Here is a 25275-nt window from a genome sequence, read left to right on the forward strand (position 1 = left end):
TCACCCTGATTCATATCGACAATTTGCAAAAAGTGTATGCGGATACGCCAGGACGATTGCCGGCGATCGATCGCATCCATTTACATATTAAGCGGGGCGAAATATTCGGCATCATCGGACATTCCGGTGCTGGCAAGAGCACCTTGCTGCGCTGTGTTAACTTGTTGGAACGGCCTACATCGGGAACCATCCGTATCGATGGTGAAGAAATGATGCGCCTGGATGCCAAGCAGCTGCAAGCGAAGCGACGGAAAATCGGAATGATATTCCAGCATTTTAATCTGCTCTCTTCCGCTACAGTGGCTGAAAACGTGGCTTTCCCGCTAAAGCTATCCGGTATGGGACAAGTCAAGATTCAAGCTCGCATTCAGGAGCTGCTTGAACTGGTCGGCTTGCTGGAACATGCGAGCAAATATCCGAATCAGTTGTCTGGCGGTCAGAAGCAGCGTGTTGGCATAGCCAGAGCTTTGGCCAATCATCCCGACATTTTGCTATGTGATGAAGCTACTTCCGCTCTGGACCCGCAAACTACGAACGCCATTCTCGCCTTACTGCTCGATATTAATCGCAAGTTGGGAATTACTATCCTGCTGATTACACATGAGATGCAGGTCATTCGGGCCATCTGCGATCGTGTTGCCGTGATGGAGAAAGGCTTGATCGTCGAGACCGGCAATGTGCTGGATGTCTTCCTCAAGCCCCAACACCCTGTGACGAAGGACTTTGTGGGGCAGGTTTCTGACTTCACAGCGCAGACAAGCAGTGCCCACCTGGCTGTTCCAAGTGATTCTGCTGCCGGAATATTGATTCGCATTACGTATATCGGGCAACAAACGTACGAACCGATCCTGTTCGAAATCGTCAAGTCGACGACGGTTTCCTTTGCCATTTTACAAGGTACCATTTCCTCGATGAAAGGCGTTCCTTATGGTCAATTGGTCGTTCGCCTAACAGGTGGACAGCCCGGCGACACCGAGTTGGTCATCGCCAAACTGCGGCAGGAAGACATTGATGTGGAGGTGATTGCACAATGAGCATGACTTGGGAGATCAACTGGTCGGAGATCATCAAAGCCACTGGCGACACACTTATCATGCTGGGATGGTCCTTGATATTTACTTTCCTTATTGGCATGGCGCTTGGCATCATTTTGTTTCTTAGCTCCAGAGGTCAGCTGCTGCAAAACTTGCCGCTGTACAGCGTGCTTTCGCTTGTCGTCAACATCCTGCGATCCGTTCCCTTCGTGATCCTCATGATCTCGGTCTTCCCGATCACCAAGGTGCTCGTGCATACAACCATTGGCGTGAAAGGCGCTATCCCGCCGCTCGTCATTGCGGCCGCGCCGTTTCTCGCGCGGCTGGTCGAATCTGCGCTGCGCGAAATCGAGAGCGGCGTCATTGAAGCCGCTCAATCGATGGGCGCAACGCCTTGGCAAATCGTTTGGCGCGTCCTGCTCCCAGAAGCGCGCCCGGGCCTGATCTCCGCCGTTACTGTCACGGCCGTTGCCCTGCTCTCCTACTCAGCCATGTCAGGCGTCGTCGGAGGCGGCGGACTTGGCGATCTCGCGCTCCGCTACGGCTACATGCGGTTTCGAACAGATATCATGATCGTGACTGTCGTGATCCTTGTGCTCTTCGTCCAGCTGCTGCAAATGCTGGGGGATCGCCTGGTCACCAAGTTTTCCCGGAAATAACTGGACATTGTCCATCCTATCAATCCCACCATGGAGGTTATACATCGTGAAGAAAATTTCTATATCCATCGTTTCCTTATTTCTGGTGCTTGCCTTAGCTGCTTGCGGGCAAAAGGCAACTGAAACGCCAGCAAGTTCTGCCCCTGCCGCCTCAACAGCACCTGCGGCTGGCAAAGAAGTAACGCTCAAGGTTGGAGCGTCCTCCGTCCCCCATGCTGAGATCCTGAACAGCGTGAAAGCTAAATTAAAGACACAAGGCGTTAATTTGGAAGTGATCGAATTCAACGACTATGTGCAGCCGAATGTACAAGTGTTCGAGAAACAGCTGGATGCGAACTTCTTTCAGCATCAGCCTTATCTAGACCAATTCAACACGGATAAAAAGCAAAACCTCGTGAAAGTCGTCGGCGTCCACATCGAGCCATTCGGTGCGTATTCTCAAAAAGTGAAAGCAGCCGCTGATTTAAAAGAAGGGGCAACAGTCGCCATCCCCAATGACCCTTCCAATGCAGGTCGTGCGCTTGCTTTGATGGAAAAGAATGGTCTCATCAAGTTGAAAGACGGCGTCGGCATCAAAGGAACCGTTCAAGATGTCGTGGAAAATGCGAAGAAACTGCAAATCAAGGAACTTGATCCTGCCATGCTGCCGCGCACCATTGGCGAATTCGATCTCGCCTTAATCAATACGAATTATGCGCTGCAAGCCAATTTATTGCCGACGAAGGATGCGTTGTTTATTGAAGATAAAAACTCGCCTTACGTCAACATTCTCGTCTCCCGTCCGGACAACAAGGACACCGAAGCGATGCAAAAACTGGCAAAGGAATTGAACTCCGCCGACACGAAAAAATTCATTGAAGAGAAGTACAAAGGCGCGATTGTCCCTGCTTTCTAAAGTTGCTATCGGGCATCGTCGCCCTAAAAGATGAGCTTCTTACAAGCGACAAATCCTATTAGGGGGGAACTAAAGGGCTCTATTTAGGCAAAAAGCGGGGATGCTGAGACATTAGCGGAACTATAGGGTCTTATTTCCACGAAAAATGCTGAATTTCCCTGCAAACAGCAGAATAGCGCACTGTAGTTCCCTCAAACTCGCTATATTGACACTTTTGGCTAGAATAGCGTACTGTAGTTCCCTTCTGTCCGCGAGCAGCCGGGAAACTCCCCAATCACTCTAGAACATATGTGAAAGAACCTAGCCTGCGACCTGCGGCTAGGTTCTTTCACATACGCAGAGCTCTCTGTCATCGCTGCTAAGGACTTTACCTTTGCACGGCAGCAAAAGGGCTGCATCAAGGAAATTCGACCTTGATGCAGTCCAGCGATTACTATTGTAAAATCGAATAAATATCCGTGTACGTGTACCCATGCGCTTCGGCAACAGCTTGATAAGTGATATGCCCCGCTGCTGCGTTAATGCCTTTGGCGATAGCTTTGTTTTCCAAAGCGGCCTTGACATAGCCTTTACTGGCAATTTGCAGACCATAAGGCGTTGTCACATTCGTGAGCGCCAGCGTCGAAGTCCGTGCTACGGCTCCTGGCATGTTCGCCACCGCATAATGAATCACGCCATGCTTCACATAAGTGGGCTCATCATGCGTCGTAATGCGGTCAATTGTCTCGATGGATCCACCTTGATCAATGGCGACGTCCACGATGACGCTGCCAGGGCTCATCCGCTGTACCATCTCTTCCGTCACAAGGCGCGGAGCGCGAGCTCCGGGAATCAGTACAGCTCCAACGACCAGATCCGCATGACGCACAACTTCCGCGATGTTATACGGATTCGACATAATCGTTTTCACCCGGCCTTGGAACTGATCATCCAGCTGGCGCAGCCGATCAGGATTCAAGTCCACGATGCTGACATCCGCACCGAGTCCGATCGCCATCTTCGCCGCATTGGCACCAACAATGCCGCCGCCGATTATCGCGACTTTCCCTGGCTCAACGCCGGGAACGCCGCTCAGCAGAATGCCTTTGCCCCCATGCGCTTTCTCCAGGAAATGAGCGCCAATCTGCACCGACATCCGCCCAGCAACCTCGCTCATCGGCGTCAGCAGCGGAAGACTGCCATTATCGAGCTGAATCGTTTCGTAGGCAATGGCGGTTACTTTAGTGCGGGCTAAGGCGTGTGTCAATTCCGCCTCTGGCGCTAAATGCAAATAGGTATACAGAATCAAGCCCTCATGAAAGTACCCATACTCTTGCGGAAGCGGTTCTTTGACTTTGACCACCATTTCAGCAGCCCATGCTTCCGCTGCTGTTGATACGATAGTCGCGCCTGCTTCTAGATATTCCTCATCTGTGAATCCGATGCTGTATCCCGCCAAGGTTTCTACGAGCACTTCATGGCCTGCTTTTTTGAAAGAATGTACCGAACTAGGTGTCATGCCCACACGAAACTCATTATTTTTGATTTCTTTAGGAACTCCGATAATCATTAGGCATCTACCTCTCTTAGAATCCCATCCGATCAGGATCTGTCTCATCTTGTCGTTTTCAAGTATAAAACGGATCCCCCTTCGTTCCATTAGACAAATTGTCAAAAATCTCATAGCATTCTTTTCACAATTGCACCTGCGGGTTGACGAGTTGATAAGCGCGAATTCCGACCTGCAGCGCAAGTCGCTTCTCAGGCAGCATGTAATCGGAACCTAACAGCTCCTCTATTTTCTCCAAACGATAATAAAGCGATTGCCGGACGATGTAAAGCTGCTGGGCAGCGACTTGCTTCGAGCCGTCATTATCCAGATATACTTTGAGGGTGCGTAAAAGTTCACTGCCTTTCTGCTGATCATGATCGATAATCGGTCCCAAATAAGTACGTACAAAACCTTGCAAAACCCCTTTGTCCGCAATATGAAACAGCAATTGAAAGACACCTAATTGATCAAAAAACATGACAGTACCATGCAGCGTAGGCGCCATAGAAATCGCTTGGATAGCTTCCTGATAGCTCACATGGGCCTGCATAAAACTGTGATTGCGCTGACCGACGCCAATAATCAGCTTCATGCGCTCCTCCGCTTTCATCTGGAGAAGGGACTGGAAAATCATCTGCAGCCTATCTTTGGAAGGCCGCTTTGGCGCCTTATCAAAGGCAACGATAACAAGTCTGTTATTTTTTAGCGTGATCAACGGATGAAACGTATGCTGTTCGAATAGGGAGCGAACCACAAGGGACAGGTGAATGCCGAGCGATTCCATGCCTTCATCCGGCAAATTTTGCTGTTCATCTTGGTCGTGCTCAAATTCAATGAGAATGACATAGAACGCAAGCTCATTCAGCTTCTTGAACTCGTTGCCTATCAGCACTTTGATTTGCTCTTCATCGCGAATCCGCAGATGCAGCAGATCATCCACCCAAAGAGTCTGGGTGTATAACTTGCGCTCATCCATATAGCGTTTGCGCAACAAATCCTGGGCAATCGACAAGGACGCCGAATCCAGTATCAAATACTCATATTCCTGTGGCTTACGGCTGAGGACGAGCAGCAGATGTGCCCAGGTTTTGCCCATTGCGCCTACAGGCTGAATAATAATCGTCTGTCCGTTCACGTCCCATACTGAGGGCGAAGCTGCATGGCTGTTCTCTAGACTCTGTTCCAACTTGCCCGCCAGAAAGACCAGCCACGGCTCCGTTTCGCGACTGGCTAACGGAGGGATGAACTTAGGCTGTCCTTCCAGCGGCACGTAGATCACTTGCGCTTTGGTACTGCTTTGCAGTAAGCCCAGGACATGCGAGACACCTTGCGAAGTCAGGGTCATCCGATGAAATTCCCGTGATATTTTTTCCAAATCCTGCAAAACTTTATGGTGCTGGTTAATCATATAGGCATGAATATCCTGCGTAATGTCAATAAACCGAACGCTTTGCGGAAAAATGATCAAGGGAAGCTGACACGCGTCAGCGGCTGCGATCCATTCCTGCGGAATGGCCGTCAAGTTGTGTCCCATTTCGATGCATAGACAGGCTACCTGATTATGGATCAATTGATCCAAATAAGTCATGAATGCCGACGTATCGCTTTTAAAAGCTGCGCCGGTCGTCAGAATCATTTCGCCGCCTTGCAGCAATTGTTCAAAATGGATGACTTCGATAATATGTACCCAGCGGACAAGTCGCAGCAAGCCCTCTTGGCCTGCTGCCAGATAAGCCTGCTGAAAAGTCGGGCGCTCAAGCACTTCCTGCACCGTTAACTGATAATCTTGATTCAAAAGAGTCCCTCAACTTTCTAATCATCCGCATAAAGTTATCCACAGATTCATGATAAAGCTATTTGTGGATAATGACCCCAACGAGAATATGTCATTTGCTTCTAACATTCCCCTTAGTTTACATGAAAAAAGCGCCTGTTTCACTAGGAAACAGAACGCTTCAAGCAACCATATGGCTTACAGGGCTTTATCAATAGTAACAGGAACTCCTGACCACACCTTTTGAGATGTCCACGGTGTGTCAGCCCCCTGCCAGAAGGCATCATCTGCGCTTAAGCCCAAAGGAAGGAATACCGCCGTACATAAATATAAGCTGCCTGTCGAAATATACGCTTCACCCAGCTCTGGCTGATGACCGCATAGCCCAATGCGAAGCCAGCCTCCCTCATCGAAAGTACCAGGTGCTTCAATGAGCCTGCGAATGACAGCGCCAAGCGCGCCACGAACCTGAGCTGGCACGATTTCGGCTGGCAGTTCACCGCGCAAGGCCGTTTGCGCCAACGACTGGAAGGCGCCAAAACGATAAGCTAATGAACGTCCGATGACAGGGAATGTGCCCTCAGGAGAGATCGAGCGCTCCTGAACCACCGCGTAGCGCTGTGCGCGCGCGATGAAGGACATGCGCATTGCAGCCCAATCCTCATAGTGATCGCTTACATGCTCAATGATATCCACCAACATTGGCTGGATGACAAAGCTATTGTAATAATCCGCATGGTAATTCGGGCCATCGCCGTACATCCCGTCACCGAGATACCACTGTTCATGCTGCTTCAAGGCGAAATCGATCCGCATGGGATCCCAGTCTTCGCCCATGAACCTAAGCGCTGTTTCTGTCATCGCGGCAAACAGCAGCCAGTTGCTGAACACCGGCTTGCGTGTTCTTGTCGCTTTCATCGCTTTGGCCAAATTCGCTTGGACCCGGCTATCCAACTGATGCCATAGCGTATTCGGGGCTCTTAGGATGGCATTCGCCAGGAAAGCCGTATCGACAATCGGCTGCATCCCTTGGCCGAAGTTCAAGAAATCCGGCGACTCCGGGTCCGTCCCGGCATCCAGCGCTGCTCTTGCCAGCTCGCCGTAATGAAGCCGCTGCTGCTCTTCTTCCGCATCCAGCGCAGGCGTCTCCAACCATGCGGAGATGCCGACCAAGGTGCGGCCGAAGGCTTCCAGATGGGAATACTGCAGTTGTTCTTCTTTTTTATTTTCAACAGGCATTGTAGCTCGCAGTTTTCTTGATGCTAATGCGCTTAATACGGGGTCGGCAATGCGAAGCATCGTCGCGACCCAATAAGAGCGTTCTGTGCTGTCTGCGCAGCTGTTACTCATACCAGTACCCTTTGATTCCCTTCTCTAAGCGCACCAAGGCTTCCAAGTAGTAATAATCGCCCCAGATCATGAAGTCATCCGGTGCATTGCCGCCGCGCACACTGTACGATCCGCGTTCGATAAAGCCTTGCGCATCCGGCTTGCCGATTGTCGCGTAGGACTTCACTAAGCCGGCCATGGAGCGTTGGATGGCACTTTCCAAATAAGCGCGGTCCGGATCATCAGCAGCCAGATGCTCAAGAATTTCCAAAGCTCCGGCTGAAGCAATGGCGGATGCTGAACTGTCCCGTTTCGTTTCAGCATTCACCGGCGCATTGAAGTCCCAATAGACAACGTCATCGGCTGGCAAACGATCGAAGAAATAACGAGCCTGACGTTTAGCCGTTTCCAGATAGAGCGGGTTTTTCGTATAGTGGTACGAAAGCGCGAAGCCATAGATACCCCAAGCTTGGCCGCGTGTCCAAGTGGAACCGTCTTGATAACCTTGGTGTGTGCCGCCGCGCAGCGGATCGCCCGTTTCTTGGTCGAAGTAGAATGTGTGATACGACGAATCATCGCCGCGCACCAAATAACGGCGGCTTAAATCGGCGTGGATCGTAGCTACTTCTTTGTATTTGGCATCGCCCGTTTGCTCGTATGCCCAGTACAGCAGCGGCAAGTTCATCAGGCAATCGATGATAATACGGCCTCCGTTCTCTTCATTCCCTTCAGGACCCCAAGCTTGAATATACTGACCTTTCGGTCTCCAACGGTTCATAAGAACATCGGCTGCTTGCAGCGTAAGTGCTTTAGCAGACTCATCTTTCTCAATAATCCACTGCGCTTTGGAAGAAAGCGAATAGAGGAAACCGATATCGTGGTGATCCAGCGCTACATTATTTTCAAGTCTTTGTTTGAAACTCGCAACCGTTTTCACAGCTGCTTGGCGATAAGCTTCGTCACCGCTGTATTGATAACCGAGCCACAAAATACCGGACCAAAAGCCGTCTGTCCAATCCGTATTCGGATTCAGATGGTACACGTCATTCTCACTGACATGGGGGAATAAATCACCAAAACGTTCAATATTCACTTTTGTTTTTTGCAAGGCATCCTCAATGGCTTGTTTCCACATCATCTGTTCACTCCGCTTCTCTTATGAATGGGTTGATTCACGCTCGATGAAAGTAAGAGGCACTTCAATCTCTCGAACTTCCATGGCCTCAATCGGTTGATTGTCAAACTTCGCAAGTAATTTCTGTATCGCCATTCTGGCTTGATACGTATAAGGAATATCCCAACTGGAAATACCAGGATAGCTTTGCTGAGCAATAAAATCATTATTAATACCGATAATCCGCAGCTGATCTGGGATACGAATGTCTAGTTTGTTAGCTCCAGAAAGCAGCCGAAATGCGATGTGATCATCAAAAGCAATCAAGCCTATCGGCTTCGTGTGCCGCGCAAGCAGCGCCTGCAGCGTCGCTTCCACATCCATCCCATGGAAGTCGATAATTTCATGAAACAAATGACTGGCGTATTGCTGAATGCCGTCCTCAATCCCAATTCTCCGTTGTTCATCAATGGCTTTCGAACGTTTGCTGCCTATGTAGTAGATCGCTTCACAGCCGCGGTCCGCCAACACTCGGCATGATTGCTTGCTGGCCTCAGCGAACCCTAGATTCACCGAGCCAATCGAAATATCTTCGGGCCAATTCCAACCATTGATGAGGACTAATGGCGTGCCGCTGTTCACGATAGATCGCGTGGATTCTATTCCCATGGCCAGACCGTGACAAATCAATCCATCGACTCTGCGCTGCAGCAATACCTCCAAATTCCTTCGTTCAATATCGGGATCGAATCCCCCTGATGAAAAGACAGATAAGTGATACCCGGCTTGATGGGCCTCAATCTGCAAATGCTCCGCTAACTGGCCGTAGTAGGAAGTCAAACCAGGCACGATCAAACCAATCTCATACGTTTTGTTGCGGCTAAGCCCTGCTGCCATCGTGTTGCGTCGATATCCCAGCGCTTCGGCTGCCAATTCGACCTTGCGAATCGTCTCTTTGGACGAACGAATACCACCTCGATTCAGCACATTGGAGACGGTGGCAATGGAGACGCCTGCTGCTTTTGCCACTTCTACAATTGTGACTTGTTTGGGTTTACTCATCCTTGGTTCAGCTCCGTCTTGTTAAACGTTTAACATACTATATTAGCTTAATTTGAAACGTTTAACCTGTCAAGCTGAAAATAACAAAAAAAAGACCGATGACCTCCACGTACGAAGGCTTCTCGATCTTTTTTTGCTACTGGATGGCTTACTTTTTATTTTTCTCCAAAATGGCATTGGCATCCTTGCGGAATTTCGCTGCCGCTTCTTCAACCGTTGCTTTTTTATACAGAATTTGCTCGCTTGTTGCTTTCAATAATTTCTCCACCTCGATGGAACCAACGGGGTTAGGAGGATCCATTTGACTGCTGTTTTGCTCAGCCCATGCCACGTAATCGAAGATTTTAACTTCGTTCGGTGACAGCAGCGGTTTCAAAGCATCTTTTACTTTGGAGGAAACCGGCACACCGCGGTCGCCTTTAATCAATTTGTTCGCTTCAATATCATTCACGAAGAAGCTGATGAATTTCGCTGCTTCTTCCTTCTGTTTCGAACTGTTCGCGATGGAGAAATACATGCTCGGCTTCAGGAACAGACCTTTGTTCCCATTGCGACCTGGAAGCGGCGCCAATTCAAGCGGACGATCTTTGACCAAGTTAGCCACAGCCAAGAATTGGTTAGACCATCCGTTGCCAGTGATGGCATTGCCTAACATAATCTCATCTTCCTCTGCTACACCTTTCTTTTGCGACTCTTTGTCGAGGGAAAGGATGCTGCCTGAATCATACCATTTCTGGTAGCGTTTGAAGTAATCAACTAACGGTTTATCATCATTGAAACCAAGCGCGGTTCCGTCTGCCTTATACATTTTTTGATCGAGGGTGCGCAGGTAGTAAGGGAAGAATACTTCATGATGAAGCGCGAAACCGCCGATTTGTTTGCCTTTCGCTTTCGCTTTGGCTGCAATCGCATCATAATCTTCCCATGTCCAATCTTTGCTCGGAACATCGATGCCAAGACTCTTGAACGTATTCACATCCAATGTCGTAGCAAGTGCATTCACACCTAAGTTCATAGCAACCAGTTTGCCGCCGACTTCACCGCCGGATACTGCGTTAGGGCTGATAGAGGAAACATCAATCAAACCATTTTTGGTGTAAGCCGAGAGATCAGCCAGCTGATTTTTCCCGCCGTATTGCGTGAGGTAAGAGATATCCATTTGAATCACGTCTGGCAACTGGTTAGCGGATGCTTGTGGCGCAAGTTTTTTCCAATAGTCATCAAAAGGGGCATACTCCGCTTCAATTTTGACATTTGGATGCGCCTTCTCGTACATCTCGATAACTTTCAATGTGTAATCATGACGCGCTTGTCCCCCCCACCATGCTACACGAAGCTTAACTGGATCTTTACTTGGTGCTGTGCTCGCTGCTGCAGTTGCTGCTGCCGACTTGGTAGGTTCCGTGCTTGCGGATGGTGTTGTTGTGCTGCCGGATGAACAAGCGACTGCGGTAAACATCATGGATAGTGACAACGCTAAAGTGAATACTTTTTTCATCTCTATTCCTCCCCTAAGTGAGCCGATCGAATTTGGATAACGCTTACATGTTTATTATCCAACTTTTCTCCGCAAAACTTAATGCAGAAAGTAGAGGTGTTTGTTTAAAAAACAGTGATAAAAAAAGGGATAAAAAAAAATAAAACCAACGCCACCTTTTTTGCGTACTACTAATTATGCATTTCATTTTCCAGGGTTAGGGAGGTTTCTTGCTTATGACAATGACACTTGCTTTTCACCAAACCGCTTCAATCCGTGACGCCATCTCCATGTTGGTCTGGTATTTACGTAAGAAACGAAGAGCGTAACACAACGCAAACCCTACAATAAGACTAATGTGCGAAAACTTATATGCCAAGAAGGCGGCATCCTCGTAAATTCTCTACGAGGATGCCGCCTTTTACTTCTGACTATTCCACTATCGTCCGCAGCAGTTCATAAGATCGCAGCCGCTTCTCATAATCCGGAATGGGCGTGACGATGAGGAACTCATCAATACCACATTGCTGCGCCATTTGCTCCAGTTGGTGCTTGATACTTGCTGCACTCCCTATGAGCACTTTGCGTTCCGAGTAGGACGTCTTCTCTTTAAGGTGATGCACGGTTTCCTCTTTGGATGCTGACTGCAGCCAAGGCACGCCTGAAGAAGCCAACGCCTGCGCTTCTTCATCCGTAGGTGCGCAAATCACACCTATGGCCACAAGGGTCCGCGGCACGGCCGAGGCCTTAGAAGGTTGGAAGTTTTGCCGATAAACCGATAACATCTCCAACATATCACTGTCACTCATAAATTGCCCAAACACGTAGCCCGTTCCATAGGCAGCGGCGAATTCGGCACTTTTCCGATTCGTGCCTAGCAACCAGACATCGGGCGGAGTCGCAGGCAGCGGCCTGGCATGAACGACTTGTCCTTCACACTCATACTGATTGTCCAGCAAGGCCATCAACGATTCTAATGAAGTTGGCAGCTGCCTCACGTTTTCCAGGAAGTTGCCGCTTAATGCGATCGTAACCTGAGCCGACCCCCCGGGAGCTCTGCCGATGCCCAAATCCACTCTTCCTGGATATAAGGTCGCAAGCATATGAAAGTTCTCTGCCACTTTCAACGGTTTGTAATGAGGCAGCAGCAGCGCTCCAGAGCCAAGTCTGATATGCTGCGTTCTGGCCCCGATATGCGCCAGCAGCACCTCAGGGGATGTGCAGGCTAAACCCGGCATATCATGATGTTCGGCGACCCAGTAGCGCGAATAACCCCATTTTTCTGCTTGCTGGGCCAGTTGAACAGCCTGTTCCAAGGCGAACCCCGGATCGGCGGGGGAAATCACGGGGACGAGATCCAACACGCCAAGTTTCATTCGCGTAGTCACCTTGGTTATAACGCCGCCCCTTTGCCGCCATCGATATTGACAGAAGTCCCTGTCACATACGATGCTGCCGCCGAGGATAGGAAAGTAATCACATTGGCGGCTTCCTCAGCGTTACCGATGCGCCCCAGCGGGATGTCATGCCTTGCGTCATGTGCATATTCGTCCCATGTCAACTCCGGCGCTGCGCGTTTCCAACCCTTCTCCAGCTGATCGCTGCGAATCATGCCTATGCATACCGTATTGACACGAATCTGATCAGCAGCAAGATCCTTGCTCATCGCATTCGTCAAAGCCAGTCCTGCTGCACGGCTGACAGACGTTGGCAAGGATGAAGCTGGAGGTGTTTTGGCCGCGGAAGTTGTCAAGTTCACAATCGAGCCACCACCCGCTTGACGCATATAGGGGATTGCATACCGGGAGCAATGTATCGCTCCGAACAGCTTTAATTCCAAATCTTGCCGCCAAATTTCTGTTCCTACTTGTTCAAATGGCTGCGCTGCCGACGTACCCGCATTGTTGACCAGAATATCCAAACTGCCGAATCGCTTCACCGTTTCCTCAACAGCACGCTGACAATCCGCTTCTGAGGTAACATCCGCTTGAACCGCAATAACTTGTCCTTCGGTTATATTAGCAATATGGATGGCAGCTTCTTGCAACTGCTCTTGATTTCGTGCACATATGGCAACCTTGGCTCCCTCGCGAGAGAGAGCAATCGCTGTTGCCAAACCAATCCCTTTGCTTCCACCTGTTATGAGTGCTACTTTCCCTTGCAATCCTAATTGCATCTTCTTCCATCCTTTCCATCATGCCAGAATAATTCAAGCATACTCCACTTTGACGGCAAGTTACAAATGCAAAAAAGAGAGGCTGTAAGCCCCTCTTAAATCACCAATAGAAATCGAGATTAAGCGTTCAAATATACAGCTTCACCTGTGCGAGCTGATTCATAAATTGCTTCCAGAATTTGCGAAACAACATAAGCTTGCTCCGGCGTCACAACAGGGTCCGTGTCCTCTTCAATCGATTTGATCCACGTGCGCATTTCGAGATCAGCAGCGCTTTCTGTGGCACCGTCGTAGAAGGCAACTCCGCCCGCTTTCAAGTCCACTTCTGTCGTGAATAGACGGCTGTGCTTCTCTCCGTTAATGCGAAGTCCACCCTTCATGTCAGCGCCGCCTTCTGTGCCGCTAAGGGAACATTTGGCTTCATCCACTTCCAGTGTGTTGAGTGCCCAACTGGATTCCAGCACAATCGTTGCGCCGTTCTCCATCACGATCATACCGAATGCGGAATCCTCCACTGTGAATTTGCTTGGATCCCACGGGCCCCATGCATTCGCGGCATTTTCTTTTTGCGACAGCTTATGGTACGAAGTTCCCAGCACGACTTTCGGCTTGTAGTTGTCCATCATCCATAGTGTCAAATCCAATGCGTGCGTGCCGATATCAATCAGCGGTCCGCCGCCTTGCTTCTCTTCATCCAGAAAAACGCCCCAAGTCGGAACGGCACGGCGACGAATAGCATGCGCTTTCGCATAATAAATCTCACCGAGCTCACCTTCTGCACAGACACGTTTCAAATGCTGGCTATCCGGACGGAAGCGGTTGTTATACCCAATCGTTAATTTCTTGCCTGTGCGTTTCGCTGTTTCTGCCATACGCTTGGCATCAGCCGCCGTTTTGGCCATCGGCTTCTCACACATAACATGTTTCCCTGCTTCCAGCGCCGCAATGGCAATTTCAGCATGCGAATCATTTGGCGTCAACACATGAACGATGTCAATCGTGGAATCCTGCAGAAGTTCTGTGTAATCCACATACACTTCAGCACCCTCTGCGCCATATTTTTCGGCAGCTGTTACTGCGCGATCTTCTTCAATATCACAAAAAGCAACCAATTCAACATTGGCTAGTTTCGTCAAACTCGGCAAGTGCTTGCCATTGGCAATACCACCGCAACCAATAATACCAATTCGAAATTTACGTGACATAGATAATACCTCCAGGTTGAATATAGTTTTATATGAAATGATGTTCAACTAACGTAAATCGATCGTTACTTCCCGCTTGGAAGCGGATGACCGAATGATGCCATCAATAATGGCTTGATTGCGTACAATTTGCTCACCTGGAATCGGCGCGGGCTTACCGTCACGCACAGCTTCCACAAAATCGCGAACTTTTTCATGAAATAAATTAATCTTGTGATCGACTAATGGAATTTGACTCTCTGTATGATGACCACGCACATCATGGAAATACGTAATCGCCCCCACACTTCCATCAAAAACCCCGCTCCATGGGCCCTTGCCCGCAGGCGTCACCTTGAGACCGCCATCTGTGCCCAGAAATAATGTTGGACCCAGCGTGTCCATATGCATGGCCCATGATATTTTAAAATTAAGCACGAGATCATCTTCGAATCGGATCATCGCAACCCCGAAGTCTTCCACATCAAAGCGGCTAGCTTCATTGTGATAGAGCGGGTTAGTCCCAAAATAATTACTGCTGTAAGCGGATACGGTAAGCGGTTTCGGATAACCCATCGCATTCAACGCCATATCTAGTGAGTAACAGCCAATATCGGCCATCGCGCCTGCACCTGCTATTTCCTTACTAATAAATGTTCCGCCAGGCATGCCTCTGCGCCGTCCACCGCCGGTTTCTACGTAATAGACCTTGCCGAGTTGACCTGACTGGACGACATCCTGAATGATTTTCATATTGGGATCATATCTCGGTTGAAAGCCTACATTCAACATATAACCAGTTTGCTTCGCCGTCTCAGCCATCTCGACCGCTTCTTCCAGCGTTACAGACATCGGCTTCTCCAGCATTACATGTTTGCCGGCTCGCAAAGCATCTACGGTAGTTTGATAGTGAGCCACATTCGGCGTACAGATACTCACCCCATCCAGCTCAAGCTCTAGCAGCTTCCGATAGTCATCAAAGGGTACCGCAGACGGTAATTTCCAGAAATCAATAAACTGAGCTGCTTTTCCGGGGATCATATCCGCTACTGCTACCACATCTACGTCTGCAAGCTCTTGGTAGGCCTGCACATGCGCGCCTGCAATGCCTCCGCTTCCAATTATGCCAATCTTCAATCTTCTGGTCATGGAATTCCCTCTTCGCTATCTGAAATTAAGACATCCTCCATTAATGTAGCACAGGCAATAGGTTATTTTTAGTGTAACATTCGGACAATTCAGTTCAGAAATTACGACATGATGAAAAGGGCAAAAATACCAGCAGGACCAAACCCCCACTGGCATTTAGATGTTCTATTCAAATAGGCGTGACAGCCGGCTATTTGCCACCAGCTTTTTTTTGCGCATCCTCCAAATAGCTTCTGTATGCAGGTTGATCCGGTTGCTCTCTGACCAGATCTTCATAATAACGGGCAACTTTTTGAAAATAGTACGGATGCACATCGTGGTTAGGAATGAGCCGGTAGGGGTCCCAGCGATAGGTTTGTACTTGATACGCCCGATCCGCATCCTTCACCCACAAGGCAATCTCACAGAGTCCGTCTCTGCCGTCCCGGCTCGGCATATCTTCAATTTCCAAATGCGAATAAGTGGTTCCTGGCGGAATCAAGCGTTGGAAGCCCGTAGGTGTCCATTGCACGATATCGAGCTCGGAGAAATTATCATCATTCTGCCAACCGATGAGCAAATCCCACCCTTCTCGGCGAGAAACGGGAGCTGCCGCGAAATCCGTCACAGCCTGCAATCTCCCTGTAGACGACGAACCGATTGGAAACCAATTGCCCGAATAATCCTTGATCGAAAATAAATATTGATTGCCTAGATAGCGGTACAAAGCTGTAATTTCCGGCTGTCCGTCCCCGTCCACATCCGCATAAAGAATAGCTGCGGGATTACCTTGCTGCTCCAATTGAACGACCTCAGCTTCCTTAGGTATACAGCTTCGGACGACGGAAAGGAAATCAAATTGGGTCACACTCATTGTTATCCCTCTTTTCGCATTATAATCAAGTAAAGTATATGCGAGAGCGGACTTGGCCCATGAGTGGTAAATACGCAGAAACCCAATTTAGTATGGATGGTTGTGCTTAGGCACTGCCCAGCTGCCGGTAATCATGTGTTTGATGAACACATTGGATGAAACGAACCGTTTGCGTTTCAGCGCGCATTACAACGGAGTGGGTCTCGGCGCGTCCACCTAAAGTGAATTTCACACCGCTAAGGAAATCGCCGGAAGTCACGCCTGTAGCTGCGAAATAAATATCAGATTCGCCTACTAAGTCGCTCATCCCAAGTACTTTGGATGGGTCCCGTATGCCCATCTCGATGCAGCGCTGCGTCTCAGCCTCGCTGTCTGGAAGCAGCCTGCCTTGGAATTCGCCGCCCATGCAGCGCAGCGCAGCGGCAGCCAGCACGCCTTCCGGCGCACCGCCGGAACCCACGTGTAGATCGATGCCCGTTTCAGGGAAGGCCGTCGCCATTGCCCCAGCGACATCGCCATCGCTAAGCAAGTGAATTTTTACGCCCAGCGTGCGTAAAACAAGTATTTTATCCGCATGTCGTTTACGATCCAAGATGGATACCGTCAGCTCAGTCACCTCTTTATTCAAAAGCGCGGCAGCTTTATGGACCGTCTCCTCGAGCGAATCATCCAAACTGAGTTTGCCTGCCAGGCGCGGCCCGACCGCCAGCTTTTCCATATACATGTCCGGGGCATTCAGCAGATTCCCTTTCTCCGCAATTGCGACCACAGAAAGCGCATTGTTCCTGCCACTGGCTACAATATCCGTTCCTTCCAACGGATCTACCGCTACATCATATTCTGGCCCCAGTCCATTGCCTACAGGTTCTCCAATGTAAAGCATCGGCGCTTCATCCATCTCGCCTTCTCCAATCACAACCGTTCCTCGAAACGGAATGGAGCTAAAAATAGCACGCATGGCAGAAGTTGCCGCCTCATCAGCGCTGTGTTTATTCCCTTTTCCTGTCCATCGTGCGGACGCTAAAGCTGCGGACTCTGTAACTCGTACAATTTCCAGTGACAAATCTCTTTGCATACATCCATTCACCCTTTCGAATTTACGTTGTTGTTTGAATCCCTGTTACTAATCTTCCAGAATAAGTCCTGCGGTTTCTTCAATCGCTTTTCCACTGACATCAATGATCCTGCAGCCTAGTTCCTTGTACAGCTTCATAGCAAAAGCCAGTTCTTCATCAACCCGCTCCCGAGTCGCATATTTGGCGCCAAAAGGAAGGCCAACCGCTTTCAAGCGTTCGGAACGGATACGCACCAGATAATCCGGCTTCATCGTTAATCCAATTACCTTGCTTGGTTCTAGTTCATATATCGTTGCTGGCGGCCTCACCTCGGGAACTAACGGGTAATTCGCCACCTTATTGCCTTTGTGCGCCAAATAGATGCTCAGCGGTGTCTTGGACGTGCGCGAAGGGCCGAGAAGCACAATGTTAGCTTGCTTCATCGCATTGGGATCCTTCCCATCGTCACTGTTCACGGTGAATTCAATCGCTTCAACACGTTGATAATACTGCTCATCCAACTGGTATAAGAGACCCACTTTGCGTTTCGGTGAACCTTTGAAAGTATCAATAAAAGCTTGCATCATGGGTCCCATAATATCGATCGCATTGACATTCACGCGAATCGCTTCCTGCCGCATCATCTCGCGAAGTTCAGGCAGCACCAGCGTATAAGCGATAAACCCGCCAACGCGTGCTGCTTCTTCCACAACAGAACGCACCTCATCTTCAGTTCGAATGGTGCCGTAACGTTTGACTTGTACTTGGCTTGCATTGAATTGGCGGATGGTCGCTTGCACAACCGTGTTCGCCGTTTCCCCAACCGCATCCGAACATACAAAAATCGTATGCATCTTCTCTCCCACGTTAATTCCCCCTGATTAAGTCCCTAGTGCGCTATCGAGCAGCAATTTGGTCATTGTTGTTTTGGTAATGCGGCCGACCACTTCATCGTGGCCATGTTCGGATGCTGCTTTGACAACAGGCAGGCTGTCTACGTCATGATGAATCATTTTTCTAGCTGCTTCTAGAACACTGTCTTCGGGACTTACAGTCACAATATTCGGATGTCTCGTCATAACCATGGAAACCGGCATCGTATTCGCCGTGCCTTGCCCAAGCGTTACTTTGAGCAAATCTTTCCTGGAGACAATGCCAACTAATGCGCCTTGCAGATTGACGATCATCAGACTCCCCACATTTTCGAGAAACAGGGTTACAACCGCATCACTCACCGTTACCGTTTCGCGCAAAACGACGGGAATCCCCATGATCTCTTTCACCTTCATAGCTTCGATATGTTTAAATGGAGAATCGACCTCCAGTGCCGCTTTGCCTAGAAAATAACCGACTTTAGGTTTCGCATCAATATGCTGAAGCATGACCAGAACAGCGAGGTCTGATCGAATCGTCGGCCGGCTTATGCCCAAAAGCTCCGCGATACGTTCCCCGGTTATCGGGGCGTGTTTACCCACAAGTTCAATAATTTCCAATTGTCGGGTTGTCAGCTCGATGATGTTCTCCTCCTAAATGAATCAGAACCACCTATATAGTATGTTCTATTTAATATATATTGTATATTATATCGCAATTCAAAAGAAAATAAAGATGTTTATAGCACATAAAAGAAATTTTTATCACTTTTATAACACTATTTCAGATATTATGCCTCTGTGCGTGTGGATCGCCTTAATGAACTCAATAAGCCTTATTTGATTAAAATACGCGTATCTGAGGGGGGCAACGAATTCCAGCAGCCTTATTACAAGTAAATGGTCACTAATCCCCCTAAATGTAACTACATAACACCGCCTGAGTTCGTTAGCTCAAAAAAGTAGCTGTTTTTTGCTCAATAAGCACCTTGCAGTTCGTTAGCAGCGAGGGGGTGTGGGTGCGGATGGGGGTGCGGGTGCGGGTGCGGGTACGAGTGCGGGTGCGGGTGCGGGGGCGGGGGCGGGGGCGGGGGCGGGGGCGGGGGCGGGGGCGGGTGCGGGTGTGGGTGTGGGTGCGAGTGCGGGGGCGGGGGCGGAATAATAGGCAACCTGCATGTGCTTATTTCTGCTAATTGGGTTGCATCACGTGAGACAAGACCACAAGATGTGCTTATTCGCTGCATTTCCGGACTTTCCAGATGTATGGAGGGAGAATGAGCACGCCTAGCTTGCCTATTTTTTCTATTTCAGGCGCGATTCGAGCAAATAAGCACTTTCAGCTACCTAATTTTGTATCTAAATCCTCGTTTTAGCCCCCTTTGCGCAGACTTAGCGGTATACTACACTATCACAACGGCAAAAAAAAGACCCTCTATCACGCCTGAAAAGGAATGATTAGAGAGTCCTATTTTTATCATTATTGAAAAAAAACAATACCCATTAAACCTGAGGAAACAATCACGAGAAAGGGATGCAATTTGAATTTAATAATTCCGAAAAAAGCGCCCACCGTTATGAGAACCGTCGCAATGCGATCCCACGAAATTTGCAGATCTGCCGTTCCCCAACCTGCCAAGCCGAAATGAATGGCGGCAAAAATAATAAATCCAGTAACAACTGGTTTCAATCCATAAAAAGACGATTTAAACCATTTATTCGTATGCCATTTGTACAGGAATGCCGCTAGCAAAATGATCAGCAACAAAGATGGCAGCACCATGCCGAACGTAGCCGCGATTGCTCCGGGCACTCCGGCTATTTGCAGCCCGACCAAAGTTGCGCTATTCGTTGCGATTGGCCCCGGCCCAGTTCCTGCTAATGTGATAACTTGGTTAAACGCCTCCGCTGACAGCCAATTCTGTTCGACCACCTCGCGTTGAATCACTGGCATCATGGCATAGCCGCCGCCAAAGGAGACTAATCCAATCTTAAAAAAAGTTACAAATAAACTCAGAAGCATATGCTCACCTCATTCCTTAAATCCCATCTGCGAAGTAATAATATTCTGTCGTAATTGATTTGCTTACAGTTTTCCTTTCCTTGGGAGCAAGCGGGTCCTTCATCCCCCATCTTTCTTTTAAATAGACAGCAAGCAAGCCAAGAATTAACCCGAATAGAATCATTACAATCGGAGAAACGGGAATAAATAATAAGATAGCAACTGTGCTGGCTGCGGCAAATAGCGTAATTTTATCGATAATGGAGGATTTCGCCATCTTGTACGCGGCTGCAGCAATAAGCCCGACAACAGCAGCGTGAATGCCTTCCATAATCGCTTGCATTTTGGGATAGCTTTGCAGAAATGCATACACAATGCTTAGCAGGAGAACAATGAAAAAGGTAGGAAGTGTAATGCCGATGACGGCTGCTACTGCTCCTCTAACTCCTGCTAAATGATACCCGACTAACGCTGATACATTCACACCTACGCCGCCTGGGGCAGCCCCAGAAACGGTCATCAGCTCCGCCATCTCATCGTCGGACATCCACTGATTCGTAACGACCACTTCTCTTTGAATGGCTGGCAGCATAGCGTAGCCACCTCCAAAGGTCAGTGGGCTAATACGAAGGAATGTCCAGAAAATACGTAATAGTTGATCTAACTGTTTTAATGGCATGTTGGTTGACCTCCTCTGCACTTAATTCTATTTTGAACTAAAGACGAGGAACTGTCCAATCAATTTATTTAATCTGTTTGCAGAATTATCCTTATAATGCCGGATGAATGACTATATTAATTCCTATCATCCCGATTAATAATGTGAGTTTAATTTATTTTGGACGAAAGGTAAGATTTTATCTGTCAGGGGGTAATGACTGCCTATGAACACCTTACATCCCACTGAAGGAGTGATATTTCATGAGCAAAATGATACAAGCTTACTTCCATACGGAGAATCAAGCTGAAGACGCGAAGGTATTGCTGCTCAAGTACAATCCAGACAAGTTGGAAGTCGGCCGCTTGCCGGAAGGCTACACTGGCAACGGCCGGGTGCTGCTTCCTTTGGTTGATGGCGTCGGAACCGGTACGGCTGTTAACCCGACTAATGGTGTCGGAGTTGTTGGCGTAATGCCAGTGGTCGGGGCGCTGGATTCAGAAAGATATCTGGAAGAAGATGAGGATTCCCTCCAATACGTGCTCTCCGCCAAAGTCAACGATGCGGATTACTTGGGAGCCGTTGATCTCCTCCGACGCAATCACGCTCATTTGGAGAAGTTTGACGAATAGACGCGAAAAAACCTTGATCCCGCTTTTAATGGGATCAAGGTTTTCTTTTCTAGCTCCAACAACCGAACAAATTCCGCTCAGAAGGATCGTAGATCCTTTAACCAATGCTCGTGCTGCCGCATGGTCCAAGTTAGACGGCAGGCTGCCGTTTCTTCATTGCATAGTTCGTCAAGTAAACGCCAATGACAATCCAAATTGCCCCCAAGAGATGATACAATTGCAGCGATTCCCCTGTAAAAACAGTGGCAAATACCGCACTAAATAGAGGAATTAAGTTCAAGAATCCTGCGCAGCGCTGAGGCCCTACCAGTTCTATCGCCCGATTCCAGCTCAGAAAAGAAACGATCGAAGCGAACAATCCGATGTAAAGGAGACCTGAGGCAAGGGACAAATTCCATTCAACTTCCGGCAGCTTAATCGACCACTCGATAAGGGACAATGGAATCATCAGCACTAACGCTGTAGCGACTTGCATGAGCAGGAAAGGACTGGAGGGAATGCGGCCAGCTATTTTCTTCATGCCAACCGAATACAATCCCCAACAGATGACAGCCCCGATCATAAATAAATCACCTTTGTTGAACGAAAGATGGAGCAAGGCAGACAGGCTGCCTCGGCTAATAATCCAACTAACGCCAGCCATCGAGATTAGAATACCTGGCAAAGCCGACCACGCCAAGCGCTCTTTCATCATGAACCAAGTCAGCAGCACCACAATGATTGGTGTCGCAGAATTCATCAAGGATGCATTAATGGAACCTGTATATTGCACAGCGACATAAGTTAACGTATTAAACCCGGCAATTCCCGTCAGAGACAGGAACAGCACCATTTTCCAGGTATGCAGAAAAGCCTTGCGCAACTCCCACACTTGCTTGCCAAAGAAAGGCAGCAGAAAGCAAAAAGCAAGCGTCCAACGCAGCGTAGCCAAGGTAATAGGCGGAATATGCAGAACAAGCGCTTTACCTGCAACAAAATTCCCTCCCCAAATACAAGTTGCAAGCACTAGCAGCAGGTAGGGGGAACGTTTTAACATAACTATCCAAACTCCTTTATTCGCAAGATCTGATTTGTCCATAATACCATATCACGCCAGCCTAAAGTGGATAGTTTTGCAACTACGGAATGATTCGTTGAAGACTTATTCTTGCAAAAGCATTGACAGCTAGATTTCCTACCCCATACTATGTCTAAGTAGTTGTACGCAGGTCATTCAAATTCCGGACACCGTACTCGTAACGGTTCCTGGTTTCTCAGCCTAGGAACAGCTAACGACTTTGGTGCACCGGAGGTGAATGCATAGATGATTAGAACACTTTCAACAGATATGGAGTTATTCGCGGCGGCGCTTTCGCAAGCCATCGTCGTTGTCATCCAGCGTACAGCGGATGATATACCCGTTTTCGTCACTTCAGGGATCATCACCAAATATACCCCCTATCATGTCAGCATCGGAGAAACCAGCTTTCTACGGGATGAGACTGAGCTGCGGATTGAATTCCATCCTCAATAGTAGTTGATTTCACAATAAGAACCCAGTGGAATCAGCTCATTCAAATACTGATACATACGTTCCTTATCACGGTCCGGTACTAGTCGAATAGCATGAAAGTCAAAATGAATCATGCTTTCTGCCGCATCGTATTTCGCGAAAGATAATCGACCATAAGGAAATAATTGATTGATTGTTTCGATAATTCCGTACTGGTTCAAATCCCTGCGTTTGGCAGTTTGAATGACAGCAGGCGGCATCTCGTTCAACAGCGGTACCCCATCATCGGCCACCAAATGATACGGTTTGATTTGGTAACAAACATATGGATATAAGTAACCGTTTGCATACTTCTTCAACAAATTAGCTTCTTTCTCCGGCAGATGCAATTGTCCATTCCAAGCGTAAATCGTTGCTTTATGCTTGGAAGGCGTATGAATTCGGATATAGCTCAGTTGTGGAAAACGATTCTTCACTTGCTGTTCGGATAATAGACGAGTTCCCACTCAAATCACCTCTCCTCACCAATGGCCCTTCTCTTACAGCATATGCCAAAAAAAGAGTCAGTTCTCCTTTCTTCCAAAAAGGAAACTGACTCTCACTTTGTTCATTATTCCGGTATGGATAAACCAAGCCCCTCTGCAATACGGATACCGTATTCAGGATCAGCTTTATAGAAATGACCAATCTGTCTTCGTTTGATTTCATCACTCTCGACTGGCTGCATAGCGCCCACGATAGTTTGAACCAGTCGCGTTCGCTCCTCTTCACTGAGCAAACGGTATAAATCCCCTGGCTGAGTGTAATGATCATTGTGATCATAGGCCACACTATCCGCAGCGCCGCCGACTTCGTAAGGACTCGTTTTATGAGCTGCCGATTCAGCAGGTCCACCGGCACTGTTCGGTTCATAATAAACAGAACCTCCGCCATTGTTGTCCGCTCGCATTTGACCATCCCGCTGGTACGTATTCACTTCACTATGCGGCCGGTTAATCGGCAAGGACTGATGATTGGCCCCTACCCTGTAGCGGTGGGCATCACCATAAGCGAATAAGCGGCCTTGCAGCATTTTATCCGGCGAAGCTTCAATCCCTGGCACGAAAGTGCCCGGCGAGAAAGTAGCTTGCTCAACTTCTGCAAAATAGTTCTCCGGGTTCCGATCCAACACCATACGACCCACTTCAATGAGCGGATAATCTTTCTGCGACCAAACCTTCGTTACATCAAATGGGTCAAAACGATACACATCTGCATCCTCAATCGGCATGATCTGCACGGACAATTTCCATGAAGGGAAATCCCCTTGAGCAATCGCATTAAACAAATCTTCCGTATGATAATCCGGATTATCCGCAGCAAGCTTCGCTGCCACCTCCGGGGCTAAATTCTGCACTCCTTGTTCCGTTTTAAAATGATACTTCACCCAGACGCCTTGCCCCTCGGCATTGACCCATTTGAACGTGTGACTGCCGAACCCGTGCATATGCCTAAGCGTAGCAGGAATTCCTCTGTCCGACATCAGAATTGTCACTTGATGCAGCGATTCCGGTGATAGCGACCAGAAATCCCAAACGGCATTCGGATTCTTCAAATGCGTTTGCGGGTGACGCTTCTGCGTATGGATAAAGTCAGGAAACTTGATGGCATCGCGGATGAAAAAGACAGGCGTATTATTGCCAACCAAGTCATAATTCCCTTCATCCGTATAAAATTTCACCGCAAAGCCGCGGGGGTCTCGCACGGTGTCTGACGAGCCATTTTCGCCTGCAACCGTGGAAAATCGAACAAACAGCGGTGTCCGTTTGCCAACCTCCGCGAACAAACTAGCTTTCGTATATGACGTCAAATCCTGCGTCACTTCAAAATACCCGTGAGCGCCAGCCCCCTTCGCATGTACGACCCGCTCCGGCACACGTTCCCGGTTGAAATGGGCCAACTTCTCTAACAGATGGACGTCCTGAATTAACGTCGGACCTCGCGAACCTGCGGTTATCGAGTTTTGATTATCTCCGACAGGAGCTCCCCAACTCGTAGTAAGTTTTTTCTTGTCCTCGCTCATAATCGACTCACCTCATCATTGGAATAGTAAAGCTGCTGCTCCGCTGTGAAGCGCTCTCATTCGCTCCTCAGCGCACAAATGTGACAACCCTGTATGTCCCTATTCCATAAGTATTCGAGAACCTGTCTTGTTATGATACTCGGAACAAGATTGGCTTGGGGCGCGGGGGGCGAAGGCGCACGGCGCGCATGGCGCGGGGGCGCACGGCGCGCGGAGTAACAAGTGCTAGATGTCGCGGAACTATGTTCCTCTATCTGTGACAAAAACA

The 25275-nt window shown here is 48.7% G+C and carries 24 protein-coding genes; 5 read left to right on the forward strand and 19 right to left on the reverse strand.

What is annotated here, in order from left to right; translation table 11 throughout:
* Positions 1-5 precede the first annotated feature (5 nt).
* Genes LOZ80_RS18435 through LOZ80_RS18445 form a run of 3 tightly spaced genes read left to right on the forward strand, consistent with a single transcriptional unit; the run spans position 6 to position 2588 of the window.
* Positions 6-1034 (forward strand): methionine ABC transporter ATP-binding protein, encoded by a 1029-nt coding sequence (locus tag LOZ80_RS18435; protein ID WP_238173032.1) that lies wholly within the window; start codon positions 6-8, stop codon positions 1032-1034.
* Positions 1031-1693, forward strand: coding sequence for a methionine ABC transporter permease (locus tag LOZ80_RS18440; protein WP_238172687.1), 663 nt, complete (start codon positions 1031-1033; stop codon positions 1691-1693). The genes LOZ80_RS18435 and LOZ80_RS18440 overlap by 4 nt, the downstream gene beginning before the upstream one ends.
* Before the next feature lie 46 nt (positions 1694-1739).
* A complete protein-coding gene (locus LOZ80_RS18445; protein ID WP_238172688.1) occupies positions 1740-2588 on the forward strand; it encodes a MetQ/NlpA family ABC transporter substrate-binding protein in 849 nt (282 codons plus the stop codon).
* Between the two features lie 433 nt (positions 2589-3021).
* On the opposite strand, the gene ald is transcribed toward LOZ80_RS18445, so the two are convergent.
* The 16 genes from ald to LOZ80_RS18525 all read right to left on the reverse strand — a co-directional run bounded on the left by ald (position 3022) and on the right by LOZ80_RS18525 (position 20842).
* Complete coding sequence (gene ald / locus LOZ80_RS18450; protein WP_238172689.1) at positions 3022-4137, reverse strand: alanine dehydrogenase; 1116 nt, start codon at positions 4135-4137, stop codon at positions 3022-3024.
* Between the two features lie 124 nt (positions 4138-4261).
* Positions 4262-5914: a PucR family transcriptional regulator gene (locus LOZ80_RS18455; RefSeq protein ID WP_238172690.1), complete on the reverse strand. Its 1653-nt coding sequence runs from the start codon at positions 5912-5914 to the stop codon at positions 4262-4264.
* Positions 5915-6091: 177 nt separating this feature from the next.
* The gene (locus tag LOZ80_RS18460) at positions 6092-7243 is read right to left on the reverse strand and encodes a DUF2264 domain-containing protein (RefSeq protein ID WP_238172691.1); all 1152 of its coding nucleotides are present in this window, start codon (positions 7241-7243) and stop codon (positions 6092-6094) included.
* Complete coding sequence (locus LOZ80_RS18465; protein WP_238173033.1) at positions 7236-8357, reverse strand: glycoside hydrolase family 88 protein; 1122 nt, start codon at positions 8355-8357, stop codon at positions 7236-7238. Before LOZ80_RS18465 ends, LOZ80_RS18460 begins: the two co-directional genes overlap by 8 nt.
* A gap of 21 nt (positions 8358-8378) precedes the next feature.
* Positions 8379-9398: a LacI family DNA-binding transcriptional regulator gene (locus LOZ80_RS18470; RefSeq protein WP_238172692.1), complete on the reverse strand. Its 1020-nt coding sequence runs from the start codon at positions 9396-9398 to the stop codon at positions 8379-8381.
* Between the two features lie 148 nt (positions 9399-9546).
* The gene (locus tag LOZ80_RS18475) at positions 9547-10896 is read right to left on the reverse strand and encodes an ABC transporter substrate-binding protein (RefSeq protein WP_238172693.1); all 1350 of its coding nucleotides are present in this window, start codon (positions 10894-10896) and stop codon (positions 9547-9549) included.
* Between the two features lie 410 nt (positions 10897-11306).
* Positions 11307-12251: an LLM class flavin-dependent oxidoreductase gene (locus tag LOZ80_RS18480; protein WP_238172694.1), complete on the reverse strand. Its 945-nt coding sequence runs from the start codon at positions 12249-12251 to the stop codon at positions 11307-11309.
* A 17-nt stretch (positions 12252-12268) separates the two neighbouring features.
* A complete protein-coding gene (locus LOZ80_RS18485) occupies positions 12269-13051 on the reverse strand; it encodes an SDR family NAD(P)-dependent oxidoreductase (protein ID WP_238172695.1) in 783 nt (260 codons plus the stop codon).
* Between the two features lie 119 nt (positions 13052-13170).
* A complete protein-coding gene (locus LOZ80_RS18490; RefSeq protein WP_238172696.1) occupies positions 13171-14256 on the reverse strand; it encodes a Gfo/Idh/MocA family protein in 1086 nt (361 codons plus the stop codon).
* A gap of 48 nt (positions 14257-14304) precedes the next feature.
* Positions 14305-15384 carry a Gfo/Idh/MocA family protein gene (locus LOZ80_RS18495; protein ID WP_238172697.1) on the reverse strand — a complete coding sequence of 360 codons (1080 nt, stop codon included), beginning with the start codon at positions 15382-15384 and terminating at the stop codon, positions 14305-14307.
* Positions 15385-15574: 190 nt separating this feature from the next.
* Entirely contained in the window at positions 15575-16237 is a 663-nt protein-coding gene (locus tag LOZ80_RS18500; RefSeq protein WP_238172698.1) for a hypothetical protein, read from the reverse strand.
* Between the two features lie 106 nt (positions 16238-16343).
* The gene (gene glpX, locus LOZ80_RS18505) at positions 16344-17312 is read right to left on the reverse strand and encodes a class II fructose-bisphosphatase (RefSeq protein ID WP_238172699.1); all 969 of its coding nucleotides are present in this window, start codon (positions 17310-17312) and stop codon (positions 16344-16346) included.
* A 48-nt stretch (positions 17313-17360) separates the two neighbouring features.
* Positions 17361-18146: a pyruvate, water dikinase regulatory protein gene (locus LOZ80_RS18510; protein ID WP_238173034.1), complete on the reverse strand. Its 786-nt coding sequence runs from the start codon at positions 18144-18146 to the stop codon at positions 17361-17363.
* A 27-nt stretch (positions 18147-18173) separates the two neighbouring features.
* Positions 18174-18809 carry a helix-turn-helix transcriptional regulator gene (locus LOZ80_RS18515; protein ID WP_283214797.1) on the reverse strand — a complete coding sequence of 212 codons (636 nt, stop codon included), beginning with the start codon at positions 18807-18809 and terminating at the stop codon, positions 18174-18176.
* Between the two features lie 832 nt (positions 18810-19641).
* Positions 19642-20184: a chromate transporter gene (locus LOZ80_RS18520; protein WP_189020955.1), complete on the reverse strand. Its 543-nt coding sequence runs from the start codon at positions 20182-20184 to the stop codon at positions 19642-19644.
* 16 nt (positions 20185-20200) lie between these two features.
* A complete protein-coding gene (locus LOZ80_RS18525) occupies positions 20201-20842 on the reverse strand; it encodes a chromate transporter (protein WP_238172701.1) in 642 nt (213 codons plus the stop codon).
* A 242-nt stretch (positions 20843-21084) separates the two neighbouring features.
* Between LOZ80_RS18525 and LOZ80_RS18530 the strand changes: the two genes are divergently transcribed.
* The gene (locus LOZ80_RS18530; RefSeq protein ID WP_238172702.1) at positions 21085-21453 is read left to right on the forward strand and encodes a hypothetical protein; all 369 of its coding nucleotides are present in this window, start codon (positions 21085-21087) and stop codon (positions 21451-21453) included.
* Between the two features lie 130 nt (positions 21454-21583).
* On the opposite strand, the gene LOZ80_RS18535 is transcribed toward LOZ80_RS18530, so the two are convergent.
* A complete protein-coding gene (locus LOZ80_RS18535; protein WP_238172703.1) occupies positions 21584-22489 on the reverse strand; it encodes a DMT family transporter in 906 nt (301 codons plus the stop codon).
* Between the two features lie 267 nt (positions 22490-22756).
* Here LOZ80_RS18535 and LOZ80_RS18540 point away from each other — a divergent pair, with 267 nt between their 5' ends.
* On the forward strand, positions 22757-22966 hold the full coding sequence (locus LOZ80_RS18540; protein WP_238172704.1) for a hypothetical protein: 210 nt from the start codon (positions 22757-22759) through the stop codon (positions 22964-22966).
* Here LOZ80_RS18540 and LOZ80_RS18545 read toward each other — a convergent pair.
* Both LOZ80_RS18545 and katA read right to left on the reverse strand, forming a co-directional pair.
* Complete coding sequence (locus LOZ80_RS18545; protein WP_238172705.1) at positions 22960-23451, reverse strand: hypothetical protein; 492 nt, start codon at positions 23449-23451, stop codon at positions 22960-22962. The genes LOZ80_RS18540 and LOZ80_RS18545 overlap by 7 nt on opposite strands.
* A 104-nt stretch (positions 23452-23555) precedes the next feature.
* Positions 23556-25007 carry a catalase KatA gene (katA, locus tag LOZ80_RS18550; RefSeq protein WP_238172706.1) on the reverse strand — a complete coding sequence of 484 codons (1452 nt, stop codon included), beginning with the start codon at positions 25005-25007 and terminating at the stop codon, positions 23556-23558.
* Between the last annotated feature and the right edge of the window lie 268 nt (positions 25008-25275).

It is taken from the genome of Paenibacillus sp. HWE-109 (assembly GCF_022163125.1).
Taxonomy (GTDB): Bacteria; Bacillota; Bacilli; order Paenibacillales; family NBRC-103111; genus Paenibacillus_E.

Excerpts from the sequence above, each read along its gene's own strand:
- LOZ80_RS18525 (WP_238172701.1), bottom strand. The coding sequence starts at position 20,842 with ATGCCATTAAAACAGTTAGATCAACTATTACGTATTTTCTGGACATTC.
- LOZ80_RS18540 (WP_238172704.1), top strand. The coding sequence starts at position 22,757 with ATGATTAGAACACTTTCAACAGATATGGAGTTATTCGCGGCGGCGCTT.
- LOZ80_RS18480 (WP_238172694.1), bottom strand. The coding sequence starts at position 12,251 with ATGAAACTTGGCGTGTTGGATCTCGTCCCCGTGATTTCCCCCGCCGAT.
- LOZ80_RS18495 (WP_238172697.1), bottom strand. The coding sequence starts at position 15,384 with ATGACCAGAAGATTGAAGATTGGCATAATTGGAAGCGGAGGCATTGCA.
- LOZ80_RS18520 (WP_189020955.1), bottom strand. The coding sequence starts at position 20,184 with ATGCTTCTGAGTTTATTTGTAACTTTTTTTAAGATTGGATTAGTCTCC.
- LOZ80_RS18440 (WP_238172687.1), top strand. The coding sequence starts at position 1,031 with ATGAGCATGACTTGGGAGATCAACTGGTCGGAGATCATCAAAGCCACT.
- LOZ80_RS18490 (WP_238172696.1), bottom strand. The coding sequence starts at position 14,256 with ATGTCACGTAAATTTCGAATTGGTATTATTGGTTGCGGTGGTATTGCC.
- LOZ80_RS18465 (WP_238173033.1), bottom strand. The coding sequence starts at position 8,357 with ATGTGGAAACAAGCCATTGAGGATGCCTTGCAAAAAACAAAAGTGAAT.
- glpX (WP_238172699.1), bottom strand. The coding sequence starts at position 17,312 with ATGCAAAGAGATTTGTCACTGGAAATTGTACGAGTTACAGAGTCCGCA.
- ald (WP_238172689.1), bottom strand. The coding sequence starts at position 4,137 with ATGATTATCGGAGTTCCTAAAGAAATCAAAAATAATGAGTTTCGTGTG.
- LOZ80_RS18535 (WP_238172703.1), bottom strand. The coding sequence starts at position 22,489 with ATGTTAAAACGTTCCCCCTACCTGCTGCTAGTGCTTGCAACTTGTATT.
- LOZ80_RS18530 (WP_238172702.1), top strand. The coding sequence starts at position 21,085 with ATGAGCAAAATGATACAAGCTTACTTCCATACGGAGAATCAAGCTGAA.
- LOZ80_RS18500 (WP_238172698.1), bottom strand. The coding sequence starts at position 16,237 with ATGAGTGTGACCCAATTTGATTTCCTTTCCGTCGTCCGAAGCTGTATA.
- katA (WP_238172706.1), bottom strand. The coding sequence starts at position 25,007 with ATGAGCGAGGACAAGAAAAAACTTACTACGAGTTGGGGAGCTCCTGTC.
- LOZ80_RS18510 (WP_238173034.1), bottom strand. The coding sequence starts at position 18,146 with ATGCATACGATTTTTGTATGTTCGGATGCGGTTGGGGAAACGGCGAAC.
- LOZ80_RS18470 (WP_238172692.1), bottom strand. The coding sequence starts at position 9,398 with ATGAGTAAACCCAAACAAGTCACAATTGTAGAAGTGGCAAAAGCAGCA.
- LOZ80_RS18460 (WP_238172691.1), bottom strand. The coding sequence starts at position 7,243 with ATGAGTAACAGCTGCGCAGACAGCACAGAACGCTCTTATTGGGTCGCG.
- LOZ80_RS18485 (WP_238172695.1), bottom strand. The coding sequence starts at position 13,051 with ATGCAATTAGGATTGCAAGGGAAAGTAGCACTCATAACAGGTGGAAGC.
- LOZ80_RS18475 (WP_238172693.1), bottom strand. The coding sequence starts at position 10,896 with ATGAAAAAAGTATTCACTTTAGCGTTGTCACTATCCATGATGTTTACC.